This is a genomic window from Agrobacterium vacciniicorymbosi (assembly GCF_040427045.1).
Classification (GTDB): domain Bacteria; phylum Pseudomonadota; class Alphaproteobacteria; order Rhizobiales; family Rhizobiaceae; genus Agrobacterium.
This window is the reverse complement of record NZ_JBETMF010000011.1, coordinates 99,880-120,379: the sequence shown is the minus strand read 5'-3', so window position 1 is coordinate 120,379 and position 20,500 is coordinate 99,880. Positions and strand designations below refer to the sequence as shown.

Annotated in this window: 15 protein-coding genes; 9 read left to right on the top strand and 6 right to left on the bottom strand. The window is 56.7% G+C overall.

All coding sequences use genetic code 11. From position 1 onward, the window contains the following. Nucleotides 1-47 precede the first annotated feature (47 nt). Nucleotides 48-1,214 carry an HlyD family secretion protein gene (locus ABUK73_RS17565; RefSeq protein ID WP_353578405.1) on the top strand — a complete coding sequence of 389 codons (1,167 nt, stop codon included), beginning with the start codon at nucleotides 48-50 and terminating at the stop codon, nucleotides 1,212-1,214. A 455-nt stretch (nucleotides 1,215-1,669) separates the two neighbouring features. Here the strand turns inward: ABUK73_RS17565 and ABUK73_RS17560 are convergent, their stop codons facing one another. Together ABUK73_RS17560 and ABUK73_RS17555 are read right to left on the bottom strand one after the other, a co-directional pair. Then, nucleotides 1,670-2,746: a protein kinase domain-containing protein gene (locus ABUK73_RS17560; RefSeq protein WP_353578404.1), complete on the bottom strand. Its 1,077-nt coding sequence runs from the start codon at nucleotides 2,744-2,746 to the stop codon at nucleotides 1,670-1,672. Nucleotides 2,747-2,856: 110 nt separating this feature from the next. Beyond that, nucleotides 2,857-3,144, bottom strand: a complete 288-nt coding sequence (locus ABUK73_RS17555) for a hypothetical protein (protein ID WP_353578403.1) — start codon at nucleotides 3,142-3,144, stop codon at nucleotides 2,857-2,859. 284 nt (nucleotides 3,145-3,428) lie between these two features. Between ABUK73_RS17555 and ABUK73_RS17550 the strand changes: the two genes are divergently transcribed. Continuing rightward, nucleotides 3,429-4,235, top strand: a complete 807-nt coding sequence (locus ABUK73_RS17550) for a hypothetical protein (protein WP_353578402.1) — start codon at nucleotides 3,429-3,431, stop codon at nucleotides 4,233-4,235. A 2-nt stretch (nucleotides 4,236-4,237) separates the two neighbouring features. Here ABUK73_RS17550 and ABUK73_RS17545 read toward each other — a convergent pair whose 3' ends face one another. Further along, nucleotides 4,238-7,039, bottom strand: a complete 2,802-nt coding sequence (locus ABUK73_RS17545) for an ATP-binding protein (RefSeq protein WP_353578401.1) — start codon at nucleotides 7,037-7,039, stop codon at nucleotides 4,238-4,240. Between the two features lie 345 nt (nucleotides 7,040-7,384). On the opposite strand from ABUK73_RS17545, the gene ABUK73_RS17540 reads away from it, so the two are divergent. The 3 genes from ABUK73_RS17540 (at nucleotide 7,385) to ABUK73_RS17530 (ending at nucleotide 9,996) form a co-directional block, all read left to right on the top strand. After that, the gene (locus ABUK73_RS17540; RefSeq protein WP_353578400.1) at nucleotides 7,385-7,753 is read left to right on the top strand and encodes a nuclear transport factor 2 family protein; all 369 of its coding nucleotides are present in this window, start codon (nucleotides 7,385-7,387) and stop codon (nucleotides 7,751-7,753) included. A 258-nt stretch (nucleotides 7,754-8,011) separates the two neighbouring features. Beyond that, a complete protein-coding gene (locus ABUK73_RS17535; protein ID WP_353578399.1) occupies nucleotides 8,012-9,340 on the top strand; it encodes a sensor histidine kinase in 1,329 nt (442 codons plus the stop codon). Nucleotides 9,341-9,363: 23 nt separating this feature from the next. Then, a complete protein-coding gene (locus ABUK73_RS17530; RefSeq protein ID WP_353578398.1) occupies nucleotides 9,364-9,996 on the top strand; it encodes a response regulator transcription factor in 633 nt (210 codons plus the stop codon). 38 nt (nucleotides 9,997-10,034) lie between these two features. Here the strand turns inward: ABUK73_RS17530 and ABUK73_RS17525 are convergent, their stop codons facing one another. Next, nucleotides 10,035-10,478, bottom strand: coding sequence for a CBS domain-containing protein (locus ABUK73_RS17525; RefSeq protein ID WP_353578397.1), 444 nt, complete (start codon nucleotides 10,476-10,478; stop codon nucleotides 10,035-10,037). Between the two features lie 360 nt (nucleotides 10,479-10,838). Next, nucleotides 10,839-12,041, bottom strand: coding sequence for an HlyD family secretion protein (locus ABUK73_RS17520; RefSeq protein WP_353578396.1), 1,203 nt, complete (start codon nucleotides 12,039-12,041; stop codon nucleotides 10,839-10,841). Nucleotides 12,042-12,175: 134 nt separating this feature from the next. On the opposite strand from ABUK73_RS17520, the gene ABUK73_RS17515 reads away from it, so the two are divergent. The 3 genes from ABUK73_RS17515 (at nucleotide 12,176) to ABUK73_RS17505 (ending at nucleotide 15,177) form a co-directional block, all read left to right on the top strand. Then, nucleotides 12,176-13,075 carry a LysR family transcriptional regulator gene (locus tag ABUK73_RS17515; RefSeq protein ID WP_353578395.1) on the top strand — a complete coding sequence of 300 codons (900 nt, stop codon included), beginning with the start codon at nucleotides 12,176-12,178 and terminating at the stop codon, nucleotides 13,073-13,075. 256 nt (nucleotides 13,076-13,331) lie between these two features. Beyond that, nucleotides 13,332-14,111: an alpha/beta fold hydrolase gene (locus tag ABUK73_RS17510; protein ID WP_353578394.1), complete on the top strand. Its 780-nt coding sequence runs from the start codon at nucleotides 13,332-13,334 to the stop codon at nucleotides 14,109-14,111. Between the two features lie 34 nt (nucleotides 14,112-14,145). After that, nucleotides 14,146-15,177, top strand: a complete 1,032-nt coding sequence (locus ABUK73_RS17505; protein ID WP_454892387.1) for an alpha/beta fold hydrolase — start codon at nucleotides 14,146-14,148, stop codon at nucleotides 15,175-15,177. 435 nt (nucleotides 15,178-15,612) lie between these two features. On the opposite strand, the gene ABUK73_RS17500 is transcribed toward ABUK73_RS17505, so the two are convergent. Continuing rightward, nucleotides 15,613-19,020, bottom strand: a complete 3,408-nt coding sequence (locus tag ABUK73_RS17500) for a TM0106 family RecB-like putative nuclease (RefSeq protein ID WP_353578393.1) — start codon at nucleotides 19,018-19,020, stop codon at nucleotides 15,613-15,615. A 459-nt stretch (nucleotides 19,021-19,479) separates the two neighbouring features. Here ABUK73_RS17500 and ABUK73_RS17495 point away from each other — a divergent pair, with 459 nt between their 5' ends. Then, on the top strand, nucleotides 19,480-20,274 hold the full coding sequence (locus ABUK73_RS17495; protein WP_353578392.1) for a hypothetical protein: 795 nt from the start codon (nucleotides 19,480-19,482) through the stop codon (nucleotides 20,272-20,274). Nucleotides 20,275-20,500: the final 226 nt, after the last annotated feature.

The following is a 20,500-nucleotide window of genomic DNA, read 5'->3' as shown; positions in this document are numbered from 1 at the left end:
GACTTCTCCAGAATGCGATCAACGTCATTTAGATGAGGAGAATTTCAATGGCAGAGTCTTCAGTCATATCTTCGCCCGACGTCATAAGGCTGCCACAGCCGGATCGGGAAGCGAAGCCCTCTCCGGCATCGGAGACGATCAACCCTCCCGTAAAGCCATGTTCAAAAGCTCGTGGATTGATACGACGTCTCATGCTCGGCGGGTCGATCCTCCTTGCCGGAGCCTATGGCGTATACGCGGGGTTCCAGTACTTCACCCTCGGCCGTTTCATTATCACGACCGACGACGCGTATCTCAAGGCAGACTTTACGTCGGTCGCGCCGAAGGTCTCCGGATATATCAGCGAGGTCCTCGTGACGGACAACGAGCACGTGAAGGCCGGGCAGATCGTCGCGCGGATCGACGATCGCGACTTCCAGTCCGCGCTCTCGCAGGCGCGCGGTGATCTCGCAGCCGCCGAGGCGGCCATCGCAAACATCGATGCGCAAATCGTGCTCCAGAATGCGCTGATCGATCAGGCGAAAGCGGCGCTTACCTCTTCGGAAGCCAATCTCGCCTTTGCGTCGTCCGATGCCAAGAGGTCCGAGTATCTCTACACAAGCGGGTCCGGGACGCTCTCGCGAGCCGAGCAAACAAAGTCGGTGAGCGAACAGGCAAAGGCGGCGGTGGACAACAGCAAGGCGGCCGTCGTGGCAACGGAAAACAAGGTTCCAGTGCTTGAGACCCAACGCAACCAGGCCATCGCCCAGAGGGACCGCGCAAAGGCCGGAGTAAACCAAGCCGAGCTAAACCTATCCTATACCAAGATCGTATCGGCGATCGACGGAACGGTCGGCGCGCGTACCATACGTCTGGGGCAACTCGTAAGCGCCGGCACACAGCTCATGGCAGTCGTGCCGCTCAACGCTGTCTACGTCGTGGGCAATTTCAAGGAAACACAGCTGACCGACGTCGTGCCGGGGCAGCGGGTCGCGGTCAAGGTGGACAGTTTTCCGGATGCGATTATCAACGGGCGCGTCGATAGCGTCTCACCGGGAAGCGGACTCGAGTTTTCGTTGTTGCCCGCCGACAACGCCACGGGGAACTTCACCAAAATCGTTCAGCGTATCCCAGTAAAGATCGTGATCGATAGCCAGGAGTATGTCGGCCGTCTGCGATCGGGTATGTCGGTGGTTCCGAGCATCGACACGAGAGGTGGCCCTTCGACGCCATGAGGAGCGGACGATAACTCTCGGTCTTGCCACCGTCGTTACATAGCCGTAACTCGAGGGATTTCTGCCGACAACCGTGACCATCGGTGCAGCAGAGACCGGATTTGTTCCAAGTCAACAGGAGGAAACTGTTTTGGACCACGTAGGGCGTTAGCGTTGCGAACGTGCGTAAGGAACTTGAAAAAAGGGAAAGCCGCCCGGATGTTGCCTATGAAGACCATTGGAAACGGGCCCAGGATCAGCATGAGCTAACGGAGCAGTAATCCAATGACGTGACGAAGGTCATTCAGGAAGCCGAAGACGAACCCGCAAACGAAGACGCGAAGAACGATAGCCCCGGATGTCAGACCGCAGTCGACAGCCAGCACGGGTTGATGGTTCTGCGTTATTCCATCGCTGGCCTGACCGTGCCGGGAAAGGTGTTTCCCGCTTGTGTCTCGGTGGCCAGAAGACAATGCCTATCCCGCGTATCGGGCGTAGTGATCATTGATTTCCCGCTCGAGGCCTTCGACACGGCCTTTAAGATGCTGCCACTCCTCTGCCGCGCTCTGGCTTTCGGCCAGATTCAGAACAAGATGGACTTCTTGCGCCACGGTGGCAGATCGTCTGGATAGCAGGTCAAGCAACACTGCCTGGACTTCGCGCAGGGACGGGCGGTCGGCGGGGGACGCTACGAGGCAAGCCGCCACCAATTCCGCCAGATCGTGATCGGGGAGCGGTCGCGCGATCGGGCAGCCGTCTCCCACCCATCTTCGCCAACGATCGTTCTTCTGCCAGCGATTGAAACCGGGGTTGATCTGACGATGCCAGTCGCGACTGCGCTCGCCCGTCGGATGGATTCCACGCGACATAATCTCGTGAAGCATAATTCCAAACGCGAACACGCTGGTCCATTCACCAAGCTCAGTCTTGTGCCATTGTTCGGGTGCCATGTACGGGCGCGAACCCGTAAACACGCCGATATCCGCGGCAAGATTGACGCTGCCAAAGTCCGCGACCAAAGGGCGAAACCATAAATCGGACGGTGGCAATGAAAAGGTCGTCTGGAGGTCTCGAACGAAGATGTTTTGCGGCTTCAGGTCTTGGTGAACCAAGCCGCGACTGTGACAGTGCGCGAGACCTGCCGACAGCTGGATTAACAACGACAATCGCCCGAGATCACCCCAATGACTATCCTCGATGAAATCGGACAGATCACCCTCCCAGCGCCGAAAAAAGGCGACTGGCGCGCCAAGGATAAACATGACGTCAAACGGCCAATGTACGTTAGGGTGATAATGTGCCGCCGTCTGCAGCTTGATCTCACGCAGGAAACGCTCCGCGCGTTCAGCTGGTGAAAGGTCTTCGCGCCGTTGCGGAAATTTGGCGCAGGTCAGTCGGGGAAAGGCGCTATCGCCGTTATCGAGAAAGACGATTTCACCCGTGAAGCCCGCGCTACTGTCTAACGCTTTCTGTGCCTTGCCCCAAAAGGCGAGAAGTCTATCGCGAAGTGGGATCGGGAGCTCGTAGAAGGCATCAGACGGTATTTCGGTCAACTGCTTCTCCCGACCTGGACGGAAGCTTTATACTGTTCCGAATGAATCACGTCTAGCAGTTTGGGCGTCGATCACTTCGCCGATCTTCGTGGGAGAGTGAAAGAATTCGCTTAAAAAAGGCGCTCTGCCTTGACCCGTGCCGCGCTCAGAAGCATCTGCATGTACGTTTCGAAGCTGACGCCGTCCGCCCGGTTGAGGCTGGCGATCAAAGGGTCGTGGATGAGGTCTATCAGGGTCAACTCTACGATCGGCGAATTGAACCGTACCGAATGATGAGGCAAAGAATGCAAAGGCAGCTCCTGATCGCCACTGGCGCAGTTATCGGCTATCCGGAGCGCGTCAATAACCGACCAGTCGAAGGCCGAAGATCGCGGATGGGTGGTGAGCGTTGCCGTCATCGTCTTTTCCCTTGTAAACGGGCTGCAGTCCGATGAACAAAGGTTGTCGCCGAACGAAGTCAGACTAATTTAACGAGAACCGCCCGGCTAGCATACTTTGGTGTATTCAGCGCTCGCGCATAGAAAATCACCATGGAACGAGCATGGGATACACCCTTGACCCCGATGGCATACCTAAGTTCAATTACGTAACCCGTGGTTCGACGTCAGTGTGGTTCCGCCGGATTGCAAAGCGTTGCTTCCGAGCAGTTTCAGCGAACCAAATCGCAGTGAGGGCGACGTACATGACGACTGCATCAGGAATCCAGATTGGCAGGGAATATCAATTTCAAAACCGTGTTCGTGACCGACGCCTCTTTGAACTTCCCGCTCATACGTTGCGGTCTCGTCGCAAGTCGAACGACGCTTCTCTCGCTGTTGGGAGGCCGGAAAAACCCGGCTCAAGCGGTGAAGATCACCGCGGCAGCGGGAATGACGGCGCGAGGAGGACGGACTATGCCGTCCTCGGTTTCTCCGAACCCGTCCAGCGCCATTTCGGAGCGTCACGCCCCCGGCTTATGCAGGCCGACGGCGGTAGACGGCTTACGGACCACGACAGGTCGGTTCACGAGAACACCGTCGGTTACCAGATCGACATCGCTTTCGAAATCGCGCGTGAATATCCGTTTGTCGGCGAGGATATCACCGCCGAGTCCGGTTCGAAGGCCATCGCTGGCGTGTATCCGGTCCTGGTTGCCTTTAACGGCTCCCGACACCACTCAGGCCGTCTTACGCGTATTGATCACGCGGAGTTCACTATGGAGCGCATGCCAATCCCGTGCATGGACATTTCCGGGGATGTGGACGTGCGTGCTGTTGTGCATAGAGAAGGCCGCACCGCATTGGATGTGACCTCCATCCTTGTTCGCCCGCTGAGGGCATTGCTGTGGACCGCCGAACGTCTGCGGGAAGACGGTTCTCGGCTGAAAAAAGGGGATATAGTGACATCCGGCACCTATCCCTTCCTTCTCGACATCCGTCCGGGCGACCGTTTGACCGCAGACATGGTTGACGAGGCCGAGATCAGCCGAAGGTTCGAGAAAGGGTTTTGATTTCAAGCGGCCGGGACGCTCGGCCTATCGACCGCTTCCAAGGCACCATCCGGTCGCGTGGAGCTGGAAGCTTCAGCCACCGCGGCGTGTGCTTCATCCTCCGTACCCGGTAGTAGCGCGTCGCGGAAGCTGACCGCGGCCTTGAGCTGGAAGGCACGCGCACCCTGCTGGTGCGCTGTTGAGATCGCAACGCGAAAGGTCTCGACCGCCAATTCCGCATTCGATGTAGCGATGAACGTCGCCTTGAGCCGCAGGAGCTCGGCAACCTGGAACCGCTCACCCGTTTCAGTCGCCCGGCCGATCGCGCTGTCGATCAGATCAAGGGATTCTCTCGTTCGTCCCGCACGGAATGCGCACTCGGCCTGGGCGGCGGCGATGGTGGTCGCGGTGTTAGCATGCATTTGCGCGTCGGCGCGGACGAGAGCCTCGTTAAGCATCGCCTCGGCTTCTTCCAGCCGACCATCCGACAAAGCCAATTCACCCTTTATGCCGATTGCCAAGGCCTCGAAGGCAGGAAGTCCGTTGCTTGTGGTGATTTTGTGAAGGTCCGCGGCGAGTTCCTGCGCTCTGTCGAGATATCCCGCCCAAAGAAGAACGCCCGCTCCATGCGTGAGCGCGATCGCGAGGCAGACGGGATTGCCGTATGTGCGAGATTCCTCTAGCGCAAGCTCGACTTCCTGAAGGGCCCTGTCCGTCTCTCCCTCTATCCAAAGCGTTCGGGCGTAGAGCGAGCGCGCTCTTACGAGCTGTAGCATTGCTGTGAACGAAAGGTCGAGGAGGGGATATCTGGGGACGGCGGCTTCCAGGTAATGGCGCGCCTGTGCAAATGAACCGATATAGGCAAGCGTCGTCCCGTTCATCCAGCCACAGAGGAGCCTGGCCTTGGGAATGCTCGCCTCGGCCGAAAGAGCCTCGAAATCCCTGGCTGCCTCAAGACCCTCCTGATACTTTCCTATCCTGGTGATGAAGACGTTATAGGCCGCTAGCGTGCGCATCTCGCGCCCGACATCTCCAAGCTCCCGGCACAACTCCAGGCATCGACTGTAGGCCGTCTTGACCTGAAGCATGGAATGTACCGCCATCGTCCCCGTCAGGGCCACGGCTTCGCAAAGAGACGCTTCAGTCGCGACGTCGAGCTCGGTCGCCGCCGCGAGCGCTTTCGCCGCCCACGACCCGCATTCCGTCAGGAGCCCCATCTCGTAGAAAAGTGGCCAGGACGACGCGATGAGCGCGACACCGACATCCTTGTTTCCATCCTCGGAAAAGCACCATCTCAACGCAGATCGGACATTGGCAAGGAGATCGCTGGTTCTGTTCTGCTCACCCCATCTCTCGAAAGGCGGGGTCAAATCGGTCAGCTTTCGCGTGAAGGCAAGAAAATAGCTTGCATGTTCTTGGCTTGCGCGGGCGAGTTCAACCTCGTGCTGCTGAAGGGCTTCCCCTGCATACGCGCGTGCGGTCTCGGTGAGCCGATAAAGCTGTTGTCCGGTCTGAAGCGAAATGAGTGACTTTTCCGCCAGGCTCTCGCAGAGATCGAAGACTTCTTCTTCGGTGGTTTCCATAAAGGCAGCCACCGCTATCGCCATCTCCGGCGTGAAGCCCCCGTTGAACATCGACAAAGCCCGGAAAAGCGCCTGCTCCTCGCGGGTAAGCAGGTTGTAGCTCCAGTCGAACATCGATCTCAGCGTTTGATGACGCGGAAGCGCTGCTCGTCGGCCTCGCCAGTGAAGTCGAAAGCGGTTTTCGAGCAGTTGGACCACACCCGAAATTCCATGTGCGCCGGCGCGACCAGCCGCCAGTTCCAATGCCAATGGGATGCCGTCGAGCCGATGGCATATCTGCGCGGCCTTGCTCGCGTCGTCGTCGCCGGGTGCGCCTCTTAGTCCCGCAGCGGCGGCTCTGTCGAAGAAAAGTTGGACGGCGGGGAAATTCTCGATGTCCGCGGCTGAAATGGCCGCGCCCGGAGGTGGTGCCACCAGAGGCTGGAGGTGGAGAACTATCTCGCCTTCCACCCGCAGTGCTTCGCGGCTGGTGGCGAGTATGTGAAGACCCGGCAGGGCATGGAACAGCGATCCTGCCAGTGTGGAGACGTCTTCGACGATATGCTCGCAGTTGTCAAAAACTAGCAGGAGACGGCGTCCATCCAGGTTGCCGATGATGGATGCCAGGAGATTCGGGGCGGAGGTGTTCAGGCTTAGAACGTTCGCCAGACCCGTCAGAAGTTCCGCGGCGTCCTTGAGAGCGACCAAGTCGTAGAAGTAGACGTGACCCTCGAATTCGTCGAGCATCAGGTGTGCCGCCGCGACGGCAACGGTCGTCTTTCCGATGCCGCCGGATGCGACGACGGTGACGAAGCGACGTTCGAGGATATCGGCGACGAGCTCCGCGACAACACCGTCACGCCCGATCATCCGTTTTAGCGGAGGAGGGACATCAATGGTCGGGCGTGTTGCACAGGTCGCGGGAAGGGAGGTATGCGCGAACGCTTCTAGCGGCGCTTCCCTTGCGACCGGAGCGACAAAACAATAGCCTCGCCCCGGTATGTTGCGGACGTACTTCTCCCGGTCGCCGTCGTCCAGGGCCTTTCGGAGCGATGCAATCTGCACCCTGATCGAGCTTTCTTCCACGAAACTTGAAGGCCAGGCGTGACTGACGATGGTGTCCTTCGAAACCACTTCCCCGGCGTGCTCCAGCAACAGGGTCAGGATATCCGTCGCGCGGCTGCCGATTTCGCACGGTTCCCCATGGCGCTGTAGCGAGCGCTGAGACGCCAAGAAACGATATGGGCCGAACGAGTAAATCATGGTGCCGTCACACTGAGTCAATCTCAGCATAGAAGGCCCGATACGCTCCGCCAACCTAGCTGATAGGTTAGGTTTGCATCCCAGAGACGCCTCGCACGGCACACGATTTCACGGCCGATCCGCACGTTACATCGCGCTGTTAAAGGGGCGGGAAATCGCCGCTTTCCTCAGGAGCGCCTTTTCACATCGTTTCACATGCCATTCCGATAGGTCCATGAGAAAGTGTAGGTGTGGAAAGCAGACAAGCAAAGCTGCCTACCGCGGCAGACGAGGCGATCGCATGCCTCAAAAGCCAATAAATACAGCTACGTGACGATACACCGCTCTTGGAAGGTCGGCGAACCAATGAACGCACACTCAACCCCGGAAATGATGAATCGCAAGGTCATTACAGACTTTGTCGAAGCGATCAACTCACGCGACATCGAGCGGCTTCTGGCACTCTTCGCCGCCGACGCGATAGTGAACGACCAGTTGAATGAAGTTCAGGGCGTCGGCAAAATCCGCGAGTGGGCGAAAACCGACGTTGCGGGCGTGTCCTTGTCGATCGAGGCGATTTCCATCCATCGACATTACGGCAGCACCATAATGAAGGGCAGCGTCGACGGTACGTTCGACAAGCGCGGGCTGCCGGACCCGCTGCTATACAAATTCTACTTCGTGCTGTCTTTCGAGAAGATCGCCCTGTTGGTGGTGCTCCGAGACGAGGCCTGACGACGCTTGATACCCCGATCCATTGGGGAGGCTGGAAAGCGCGATGCTTGTTAGCTGCATCGCTTGAGACCAAATAGTACATGATAAAAAACGAATTGTAGGGTCGCGAGAAACGCATTCCTTATTTGAATGTCACTAGCGCTACCGTAATCGCATTCAGTTGCATGGACTTCCTTCTTTACTTTAATTTCTAGCATCACCGCTGGTTTCGGTCCTCGGGTGCCGATTTCATTGCCGGTGAAGGGTGGAGTGAACGATATGAATATGACGACGTTCCCCAATGACGACCTCGACCCAACATGTTTGAGGGAAATGAGCCGTCGGCTCAAAGAGCTTGAGGTCAGCGAAGCCCGCTACCGGACTCTGTTCAACAACGTCCCCGCTGCCGTGCTACAGGTCGACGCAAGCGACGTGGAGGAGGCTTTCATCAACCTAAAACACAGCGGTGTAGAGGATATCGACGCGTTTCTGCTCGAGAATCCGCAGCTTGTTGATCAGGCCAACAATTCTGTGATTGTGAGGGAGGTGAACGATGTCGCGCTGACACTTTTCGGAGCCACGGATATCGCTCAATTGCTGGCCCCCGTTGCTTATGTCTTCGCTGGGACGCCAGAGGCGTCCTCGAACGTCATGTCCGCCCACTTCCGAGGGCGGCCAAACCATTATCAACGGCTCAAAATCAAGACCTTCGACGGCAGAACCATCGACGCCGCTCTCATGGTCTCCTTTCCGCAGTCGGCTGCCAATTTCGATACATCGGTGCTGATGATCATCGACATGACCGAGCAGGTCCGCATCGAGAAGGAGCTCAAGAAGATGGAATCCGAGTTCGCTCATTTCTCGAAGCTGTCCATTCTTGGCGAGCTTTCCGGTGCGATCGTCCATGAGGTCAGACAGCCATTGTCGGTGGTCGCGAATGATGCCGCTACCGTTGGGCGCTGGCTTCAGCGAAGCGATCCGAACCTGCCGAAGGTGCGGGAACTTGTCGCAAGGATCGAGGAGAGCATCCTGCGCGCGAACGAGGTGATCAAGCGTGTCCAGGATATGGCGACCAAGGCGACGCCAGAGAGGCAAACGTGCGACCTCAACCGATTGATCGCCGGAGCGCTCACGTTCGTCAAAAAGGAAGCGAGCCGCAGATCCGTGACGATCAGCAGCAATCTGTCGGCGGAACTCGCGACGGTCGAGGCCGATCCGGTTCAGATCCAGCAGCTTGTCGTCAATCTTGTCGTCAACGCGATGCAGGCAATCGAGAGGACGAACGCGCAGTCCGGGCGGGTGCAGGTAACCACCCGAAGCGACGGTGAACGGGTCTTCATCGACGTTCACGATACGGGCCCGGGCATTCAGGAAGAGATTGCGACGGAAATATTCGAAAGCTTTTTCACGACCCGGAAGGAAGGAATGGGCATGGGGCTGTCGATTTGCCGTTCCATTGTCCAAAGCCACGGCGGCGTGATTTCGGCGCGAAACAGCATGGAGGGCGGCGCGGCATTCGAAGCTTGGCTGCCTCTCGTATTTGTCGAGACGGACAATAACCGGAAACCGAGCCGAGCCGAAAACCCGCAGAATAGATGGAAGGTGTAGGAGGATCTTAAATGATACACTTGATGGAAGTGCAGAATGCCGCACCGTTGATCACGATCGTCGATGACGAAGACACCGTTCGCACATCGTTGATCGATCTTTTCGGCTCTTTCGACATGCCCGCGGTAGCCTTCGACGGTCCTGCCGATTTTCTCGCGGGCTTCGATCCGGGGCGTCCGGGTTGCATACTGCTCGATATCAACATGCCTGATTTCAACGGGCTTGAACTACAAAAAAGGCTATCGGCGATGGGCTGCAGCCATCCGGTCGTCTTCATAACCGGCTTCGAAGACGTCAGTATTTCGGTAGACGCAATGAAGGCCGGGGCGACCGACTTCTTCCTCAAGCCTTTCGACAGCAAGAAAGTTGTAGCAGCAGCAGTAAATGCCATCAATCTCGATGGCGAACGAAGGACTGAGCGCTTGAAGCTCGACAACGCTCACAACTGCTATGGAAAGCTGACGCCCCGCGAACGGGAGGTTCTGAAGTTCGTCACCGATGGCCTGCTGAACAAGCAGATCGCGTGGGAGTTGGGGATAAGTGAGATTATGGTGAAACTGCATCGCGGCCGTATGATGAGGAAAATGGAGTGCCGAACCTTGAGTGAACTGGTGCGCCGTTACGACCTACTGGCCGCGTCGGATGCGATGGCGTAAGGCGCGCGCGGCCAAGCGGGCCGCCCTATGCGACTGTTTCAGCGATACCCGACGCCCATAACGTACTCTTTGAGCAATTCCTCCTCGCTTTCGGCCTCCAGCAAGAGGCCGCTTAGAATGTCTCGGGCGTTTACAACGCCGATCGCACAACCGTTCTGATCTTCGACGGGGAGATGTCTGAAGTTGTTTTGACTGAGCACCCGCCAGACCTGCTCAAGCTCATCGGTAGGCTCGCAGCTGACAATTTCCGTCTGCATCACGGAACCGACCGGAACCGCCGGATTTAGCCTGCCGCTTCGTACGAAGCTCCGCATGAGATCGCTTTTTGTAAGTATCCCGGCGAGTCGCCCGTCCTCGCGGCACGCCAGCACCATTTCTGCTCCGTCTCGGAATAACGTCGCGGCGTCGAGCGCCGGAGCATCAGGGGAGATTTTAACAAGGCGTGCTCTCGCCCTGTCGAGAATCTGCTCTACGAAAATCATTGACTTCGTCTCCTAAGGTGACCAGATAGCCACGCGATCAGCCTTGAACGCCGACATGCCTCAGAAGCAGTTTTTCGTGAGACCATGCATGGTGGGCCCCTTGACGGTAGCGTCGGGCAACTTCCGACGGAAGCTATACCTCCGTTTGTCTTCGTTGGTTGAAGAAGGGAAGCCTTTTTGGGAAACGGGAAGAGCAGGGCCGTCGCGGCGGATGGACGACCCTGCTATCGCGTGCTGTTCGCGGGTCCCTGCCGACGAGGATAGCCGGGACATCTTCTGTAGAGGCGGTCTACGTGGACGCGATCCGCAATAGAGAAAATACACGCACAAATACGCTGATCTATGTAGACCGAGGTATACCTATTTGCCCCGGATCGGCCAGAGTCCGCCGAACGTGGAACGTCCGGCTGCGGTGTCGATCCGCGGGACCACGGACATGCCTGACCTCAGGCTGCCCGAGAGATCGCCAGCGTCCACCGCGATCTTGACGGGAACCCGCTGGACGATCTTCGTGAAGTTGCCCGTGGCGTTATCGGTAGGGAGAAGCGAAAACTCCGAACCGCTTCCGGGAGACAGACTTTCCACTCGGCCGTCAAATTCAATGCCGGGAAAACTGTCGACGCTGATCTCGACAGGTTGGCCGACCTTGATATCAGTCAGCTGCGTTTCCTTGAAGTTGGCGACGACGTAAATCGAATGAAGAGGAACTACGGACATTAGTTGTGTTCCAGCGTTCACGAGTTGTCCGATCCTGAGAGTTCGCGCGCCGACCGTACCGTCGACAGGTGAGACGATCCGCGTGTACGCCAGGTTCAGTTCCGCTTGGGCAACCTGAGCCTCGACCTTGTGGCGTTGAGCGGCAGCCTGGCTTTTCTGCGTCTCAAGCACCGGAATCCGGTCTCTGGTCGCAACCACGTTCGCCTCGTCGCGCTTCACAGCGGCTTTTGCCTGGTCCCGGACGGAGACGGTCTGCTCCGCACGTGATTGAGAGCCCGCGCCGTTCGTGATAAGCTTGCTCCATCGCTTCGCGTCTGTTTCGGCGAAAACCAAAGCGGCTTCGGAAGCTTTCAATGTGGCCTCTGCCTGCCGGACTAGAGAGCGTTGCAGGTTTACCTGTGTATCGATGTTCCTTATTGCCGCGTCTGCCGCTTCTAGGTCGGCGCGCGCCTGGGATAGCGCGATTTGGAAGTCTCTGTCGTCGATGCGCGCCAGCGACTGTCCTTCTTTGACGGGGTCGTTGTCGTTCACCAGAATTTCTCGGATGTATCCCGAAACCTTGGGAGCCACGGCAGTGGAGTCCGCCTTGAGATAGGCGTTGTCGGTTGTTTCGACGTACCGATCGACGACGAGATGTCGATACCCCGTCTGCCCGCCTGAGACACACGCTGCAATGACGGCTGACGCCAGCATGAGCGAGCGGAATCTTTTGCGCTTCGCACCTTGAAGCGGATGCTTACCGGATGTCGATGGAACCGGAGCGGCCAATTCGGATGGCCCGCCAATTCGAAGTCCCTCCTCAGTTCCAGCGACTGCGAATTCTTCAGGCCGAGGCAGTTCCACCATTTTGATTCTCCCGATCTCAAGCAACGACCCGCCGCTCACCCTTTAGCCCTTAAAAATACCCCTGAATTCGAACTGTGATAATCGGTGAAGATATGAAAGGATTATCAAGTGTCGGTTTAAGGTGAGCGGAGATCATGGACAGGTTGACCAGTTTGGAAGTATTCGGCCGGGTCGTCGAGACTGGCGGTTTTTCAGCCGCTGCTCGTAAGTTGAACATGTCCACTACGATGGTCGCCAACCACATCAAAGCCCTTGAGGAGAGCCTCGGCGTCCTGCTCCTCCAGCGTACGACGCGTAAGGTAAGTCTGACCGAAGCCGGAAAATTCTATTACGACCGTTCTTCGACCATATTGATGGATCTCGATGAGGCAAACGAGGCCGTCGGAGCGTTGTCATCGACCCCTCGGGGGCAACTCCGTATCTACACCAATTCATCGATGGTCCAGAGCTTGGCCGCGATAACGGACGAATTCGTCGAACGCTATCCTCAGGTGACGATCAGCTTGGATATTGGGGAACGCATGGTGGACATGATCGATGACGGCTACGATCTGGCTATACGGATGACGACGCCGGACTCGAATCTGATCGCAAGAAAGCTGGCGACCTGGAGACATCTGCTGGTGTGTTCGCCAGAATATGTCTTACGGCACGGAGCGCCAGAAAAACCGAGTGACCTCGTTGATCACAACTGCCTTAGTTATGCCCTATACGCCTTCGGCGACCTGTGGCGCTTCGTCGACATGGACGGTTTGATCGTGGAAGCCCGGGCGAGAGGAAATGTCGTCTCAAGCAGTGCCGATCTCTTGCGTGATCTCGCGGTGAGGGGACGCGGCATTTTCCTCGCTCCGAGCCCGGTTGTTGTCGAGGATATCGCGGCCGGCCGACTCGTATCCGTCATGACAGGATACAAGGGCGTGGAGTTCACGATCAGCGCCATTTTTCCGAACCGCAATCACTTACCGAGTAAGGTCCGCCTTTTTATCGATCTTCTGGTCGAGCGCTTTGCGCGATTGCCGCAGTTCGAGGCGTGAAGCTTCGCCCCTCGTGGAGAATTGCCAGCTTCGTATCAAGCTATCCCGAGCACTTCACCATAAGCGTGCCTGGAGGCAATCTCTCGCCATAAGCATGGTTCGCCGCACGGCGAACCCGACAAACCTCCGTATAGCTTACTCGTTCCTTCGGAAAAGCTAGATTCAGCTTCGGCTTGATCCTCGTCCGACTGCGTTGGCGCAGTCTTTACCAGTGGTCGTTGACGGTCGCGTATCAATCAAAACAAAGGAGTTGGAAATGTTGAAAGCAACCAAAACCCTGCTCATCACAGTGCTTCTTTCGGCTGTAGCCTTGCCCGTGTTCGCAAGCGGCTCAAAGCCAACGGTGGTTCTCGTCCACGGCGCTTTCGCCGACGCGTCGAGCTGGAGCGGCGTGATCTCCAAATTGAAAAAAGACGGTTTTCCCGTCATCGCCGTTGCTAATCCCTTGCGAAGCGTCAAGGGGGATGCCGACTATGTCAGACGCATAGTATCCGGCGTTGACGGTCCCGTTGTCCTCGTCGGTCACTCCTACGGCGGCTCTGTGATCAACGATGCAGTGCCGACCGATGGCAACGTGAAAGCCCTGGTCTTTGTCGCGGCCTTTGCACCCGAGGTGGGTGAGAGCGCCGCCCAGCTGTCGGGCAAGTTCCCCGGTAGCACGTTGGGGGAAACCCTCGGAGATGCCATTGAGCTCGAGGGAGGCCAGAAGGACCTCTACATCCAGCAGGCCAAGTTCCGTGACCAGTTCGCGGCCGACGTCTCGAAAGACGAAGCCACGATCATGGCGGCCACGCAGCGCCCAGTCACCGAAGCAGCCCTCAGCGAGCCGTCCACGAAAGCTGCATGGAAATCCATCCCGTCGTGGTTCGTCTACGGCGACGCGGACAAGAACATCCCGCCGAGAGCTCTTTCCTGGATGGCTGAACGGGCAAGCTCCAAGGAGACAATAGTCGTAAGGGGCGGTTCGCATGTCATCATGGCTTCCCACCCGGCGGTCGTGGCAAAGGTCATCGAGGACGCGGCGGCGCATAAGTGACCGCATAATCTTTCGAAGTTAAAAGGACTAATCAATGGTAAACGACAACATAATCAGCCGCCGCGGCCTCTTAATTGCTGGGTCAGCTGGCGTCGCATGTGTATCGCTTCAACTTTCACCTTCAAACGCTGCGACTGCAGTCAAAGGCGACGCGACGAGCCAAGCGTCTTTCGGACCGCTCAAGTCGATCAAGGCGGGTGTGCTGAACGTCGCATATTACGAGATGGGCTCCTCCGGTGGCCAGCCGGTCATATTACTTCACGGCTTTCCGTATGACGTTCAAAGTTATGTTGAGGTCGGACCTCTTCTGGCCGCTAAAGGCTATCGGGTCATCATACCATATCTAAGGGGGCATGGTGCCACCACCTTCCTCGATCCATCAACATCACGCTCTGGTGAGCAGGCTGCAATCGGCAAGGACCTCGTCGATTTCCTGGATGCCCTGGGTATCCGAAAGGCGATCTTTGCCGGATATGACTGGGGCGGCAGAGCCGGATGTGTGGCCGCGGCGCTTTGGCCCGAAAGGTGCTCGGGGCTCGTATCGGTCAACGGATATCTGATCCAGGACATCGCCAAGTCAAATCTGCCCGCTCCGGCGAGGGTGGAGCGTGGCTTTTGGTACCAGTTCTATTTCCAAACCGAGCGGGGAAGGGCGGGGCTGGACGCCCACCGGAGGGATATCGCCGAAATCATGTGGCACGACAACTCCCCGACGTGGAAGTTCGGCAAAGAGGTGTTCGAACGATCCGCACCGTCCTTCGATAACCCGGACTATGTCGACGTTGTGATTCATTCTTATCGCCACCGCCTCGGGGGAGCGACGGGGTATCCCGATTACGCCGAACTCGAGGCGCGCCTCGCGGCCCAGCCCGTGATCACCGTCCCCGCTGTGACCCTTGACGGCGATTCTGACGGCGTTATTCCGGCGACGGACGGCAAGGCGAGTGCGGGCAAGTTCTCCGCCAAGAGGGTGCATCATGTGATCAAAGGGGTCGGCCATAACCTTCCCCAAGAGGCTCCCGAAGCATTCGCGAACGCCGTCATGGAGGTAGCAGCGCTCGGATGATCGAATCCGACCGACTGTCACCGGGCATCGCAATCCGGTAAGGCGGACCTATGACACCCGTCCAGGGTCGGTCCGCTTTATCCGGATGGTCCGATTACCTGTGCGTCTTCCGCCAAGCGTGAACGTTTTCGATGAAGGCGCGCAGCCCGGCGGAAGGCAGTCTGCGGTTTGGATAGAACAGCGCTATGCTGGGATAGGGGATGTCTGGCGAATCATTATCGCCCACCTCGAAAACGAGATTTCAGGCGTTTCCGAACGCCCTAGATTGCCAGAAGAGAACGACAGGGGATATCGCTTGAAGGCTTTCGAAGACCGCCTCTACGCGGTTGTTTGCGCGTGGGTCGGCGCATGCGCCCTTGATGGTCGTGCAAGACCCTTTGGGGATGAAACACGGCGATATGGATTCCAGATCGAATGAAGCCCAAATGAGCTTTTCTAACCCACGGTGACCGCTCTCTCTAAGTATCGACAGAAGGCATTTGCTAACTGCATTTGCCGCGGTGTTTTACACTCAGCGTCAAAAATCTGAGGGGAGGCGACCAAAATCGCCAGGCATTTAGCGCGTGAAATGGCGACATTGAGACGGTTTGCACTATAGAGGAACTCCATGCCTCGGGGTGCATCCGCGTAACTTGAAGTCGCCATTGAATAGATCGCGACGGGGGCTTCCTGCCCTTGGAACTTATCTACGGTTCCAACCCGATAATTAGGTAGACGCTTCTGAATTTCGAGAACTTGGGCGTTATATGGTGTGATGATAATAATGTCGTCTTGAGAAAGCGGAAGTTCATCGCCTTTACGGTCGATCCAGGTCGGCTGAGAGGACATTATCGACTCGACAATGTTGACAACTTTAGCAGCTTCCTCAATCGAGGAACTCGTGTTCCCTGCATGGTTGACACTGACATACCTCAGACCCGATCCGTTGAAGTCACTATGAGATCGGAGCGTTTGTTGTTTACAGCCATCAACACTCGATAATTTGGCGTCGTAAAATAGCTCGGAGTTGAACTCGCAGATCGCTGGGTTCATTCGCCAACTGTCGGCCAGAAACAGACCCTGCTCGCTATCAATTGTCTGTTGCCCGTTAAGAATATGCTCTAGAGAGGAGACACCGACACCGTCCGGATGTGTTCCCTGCGTGGGTTGATCCAATTGTTGCGGATCCCCGAGCAAGACTAACAGTGTCGCTGCTTGCGACACAGCGAGTACGTTGGCAAGCGACATCTGAGCAGCCTCATCGACGAACAAAACGTCGAGCAACTCGAAAGCATCCTCACGGGCCCACGAAAAACCTGTTGCGCCCGCTACTTGACATTGTCCCGTGGACAACGCGCCGAATAGGGCCGCGTTGTCCTTCGCAAACGAAATTTGATCGGTTGCCTTATCTGTATAGTCGGCCCCTGGCTTTTGCACGCAGTGAAGGGAAACGCCCATTTCAATGCTGGCCTCGACCACTTTGTCCAAGAGGTTCCGGATAACTTTGTGGCTGTTAGCCGTAATCCCAACTTTCTTTCCGTCCTTTACGAACTGACAGATCATCCGTGCGCCAGTGTGAGATTTACCCGTACCGGGCGGGCCCTGAATGGGGAGTACGCCCGATTGCATTTGCTGCGCGATTCTTACGGCAGCATCTAGTGTGGACTCACCCACTGTCAGAATAGGGCCTCCTGAAACCTTTGGCGGAAGACGAAGCAGAAGATCGCGAGCAGCCTGATATGGACCTTCGCCCGCAATTCCCGCCCCGGCGACCGCTTTGCCGAAACGAAGTAGCGCTGCGGCCTGTTCTTTCGCTGGGATGATGTCGTGCATAAAGACAGCGGGCGGGTGAACGGTAAGTGTGACCGCCGTTTTCTTGATATCTATAGTGCCGTTCTCGGACGAGATGCCGACCACCTTGCCTAGCTTTTCTCCACCAACCTGCCTAAGCGATTTTTCAGGCCGCACATCGCTGTCCTGAGAGACGAATGAGTATCTGTGGATAGGTATTTTCGACGTTCCGTCAGGCACCTCTTCCACAAAGGTAAGACCTGAGAGTCCAGCTTTTTCGTCCAGCAACTCCTCACCACTTAGGTCAGAGAGCCTGAAGTATTCCCACCAGGTCGCCTTTTCCTCACGCCGATGCCAATCGAGGATATTTGCCAAGACCCATTGAGCTTGCTGCTCCTCGTTACGATCATCTGGATCGACCGGGATTCCATCGAGAAGCTTTGTCGCGAGCTCAGCAACGCGCGCTTGCTGTTCGGAAATTTCTGCGCTGGCAGCGGAATCAGGGATGATTGGGCGAGATATGTCGATGCCACTGGCGATAAGCGTTGCACGCTGGGCTTCAAGCCAGTCCCTCAGCGCCTCCGTCGACAGGCAGTCGTCGCGGTTATAGAGGGCGATAACGTCCCTTTCCACATCCGTAATGGACGCTGCATCATCGAGTTCAAGACCAGCTTGAAAAGACGCCAGTGCCAGATTGGCGTCTTTTAGTGGCATTGCACGGACGTAGTCGTAAAACTGCTCGAGACGCTTTATCGAGTAGCTTTCGACGCTTGCGCGGACCGCATTTCTAACGATGCCATAAAGGTCAACGAAGACATTTCCTCGTAACAGTTGATCGACCTCGACCTCTCGCGAGGCGTACCGACCCATTAATCGTTTCAACGCAGCTGGTTCGTACGGCGCGAAGTGAAAAATGTGGAGATCGGGGTAGGTTTCAAGCCGTTCCGTTACGAAATCGACGAAGCGCTCAAAAACGGCTTTTTCAGATGCCCTGTCCAAGGCCCAGTCAGAAACATGCACGGTCTCTTTGTTTGAACCCTTGAAGTGGTAGCCGAATAGATATTCCAGGCCGGACTCGCCCACGAATGGGTCACCTTCAATATCAAAAAATACGTCGCCGTCACTTGGCTCAGGCAGTGCCGACAGCCCAAACCCAGAAAAGGCAGCTAGCAACTCATATTTTGAAATTCCTTCTATTCTCGCTTCAAACTGAATTCTGGCTTGTTCTTTGCTCTTCTCGAAGGACTGAAGGTTTCCGCGCTGAGGTTTCCAACCCGTTGCCAATTCCATATTGGCGAACTTAGCGAGAGTATCGATGCCGTTTTCTCGGAGTTCCATCACTTGATTTGTAGTGATACCCGCCACGTAGCTCAGGTGATCGTCGCCTCTACGCCGTTTCTCGCAAACGTCGAACCATCGACAGATTTCGCAGTGAGTTGTCGGATCAGGATAAGTCGCTTCAACACCTGCTTCGGAGGCAATTTCCAACTCCGACTTAGCTTTCCGAAAGTACGCTCCATAATCGGCGATCCTGAACGCATGTGGAGCGTAATCGGACCAAGGCACCACGACGTATGCTTTTTCAGGTTGAGCGCCTTGAGTATGAGCTACAAGATCAGAATAAACACAGAGTTGGAGAACGGTCCCCCCTTTCGTTTCCCGGGCTAATTTGGTGTCATAGACCTCGTAGGACCATGAGCCAAAACGGCTTGGTGTCTCGACACGACGCAAGACATCTGATCGTCCTGCCCACCGACCTGCTCGTAGTGCACCTTGAATGATTACGTGAACGCCGCGGCTCATAGCATCTATTGTCGCCGCAATGCTGGTGTTCTCTATACCCACTCCGTCAATGCACTCTGTTGAAAGGCCAAGCTGGTTCAGGCGATCGATAAATGCCTGTTCGTGCCGAAAACCGCGCTCTCGCAGAATCTCAAGAAACGGATCGTACGTTGCGGGCTTGCCTAGTTCTCCAGCAACGACTTTGAGGTCAAGGGCTGTGAGGTGGTCGCAATTGAGGAAACCAACTAGATCGGACGCGCTCAGCTCCAATAGACCGCTTCTGTGTTTCATACTGCCCCTTCCAAAATGCTATTCGCCGCTGGCTGCGAGCGGTCGTAAAAAGCGACGTCGCCACGGCCCTACGTGAATCCAATTCAGTACAGATAAGCTGAAACAACCGCCCGACGTCTGGCCTCAGTGCATTCTTAAAACCTAATATATACGGAAAACAAGTATTCACACATTGTGTTTCGGCAATCAGATCGTACATGGCCCAGATCGGGCGCAGTTCTCCTCTCCCATGTCGCCGACACGGCTTGGCTTACAGGATTGCCACTGATCGATATGCGTCGTGGAAGCTCCGAGGTGGATTACATGGTGTTCATGCGGGAGCATATGATGCCGACGCTCTGACCGCTTCCGACGGGGTCCGCGTTCCGAGCGGCTCCCATCACACACACTTCAGTATACTGCACCTCCGTTGAGGCGGAGGGTAACTTGGGCGATCCATCCACGAAGGGGTAACTCAACATGTCATCAATGCTCGCCGACCGAACGCCCAACCGAAAAGTCTTCGACTTACCTGTCGTACTCAAAGGACTCCGCGAGGAAGCCGGGCCCGTGTTTTTCGCAAGGCATAGAGTGTCTGAGTTGCGGCATTGGCCCGCCGAGCGATTGAAATCGATGGGTGTGATGCCTTTCCCGGTAGGATATTGCGGCCAGAGTGACCGATACGAGACAAAGGTCTGGGGCGATGTCATCTTGCAAGTCGCGGACGCCATCGCTTCATGCGATGTGATCTCGGTGATCGGCGGCAGCTCCTCTTCCTCCGAACTCGAAAGCCTGCAGACGCTGCTCCATCATCACACGCGCAGGCCCGTGGAAGTGATATGGTGCTTTGATGACATTGGACCCGGTCACATCTGGTCAAGCACGGACGAGAACCAGACCGAACCGGACTTCGATGCCAGAAGGGTGACCATTGCTCTCGGGGAGGTGCCTCCGCTCCATGAGCTCGGTCTTTTTGCGAACTGCACGTCAGTGTTTATCCACGAACATCTCACCCCCGCGATGTTCGCCCTGTCCGGCAAGGCGTTTGCGGTACCGATGTCTCGAGGCGGATGGAAGCTCTCGCATATCGCTTTCCACCGACTGCTCGAAATCGAGACCGAATTGTCCTGCGGGGATGACTACCGGCGGATGTTCGACGAAACGGGCGGTTTTTCGCGTCCGCTCTGCTTTATCATGGCAGAATTGCTCAAGACGTCTCATCGGCATCGGAGCGTGCCGGACCTTGTGGACGCCAAGGGTTCTGTTCTGGACTGATCGCACGCGCCGCCGTGTCTTGCGGTGAATGACATCGGCGGGCCGGGTCGGGAACGGCCCTTCCGCCCGCCGTTTGGCCGAAAGTATAGAGGACGGGCGGCTGCATGGTCCCCTTTCACGCTCAGGAACGATGGTAGAGCCCGAATTTTGTCAGTTTGTTGGATGTCGGGGGGCGACGTCCACAGAAGACCCCTGGAACCGGCCTGTGTCCGTCGTGCGACCATCT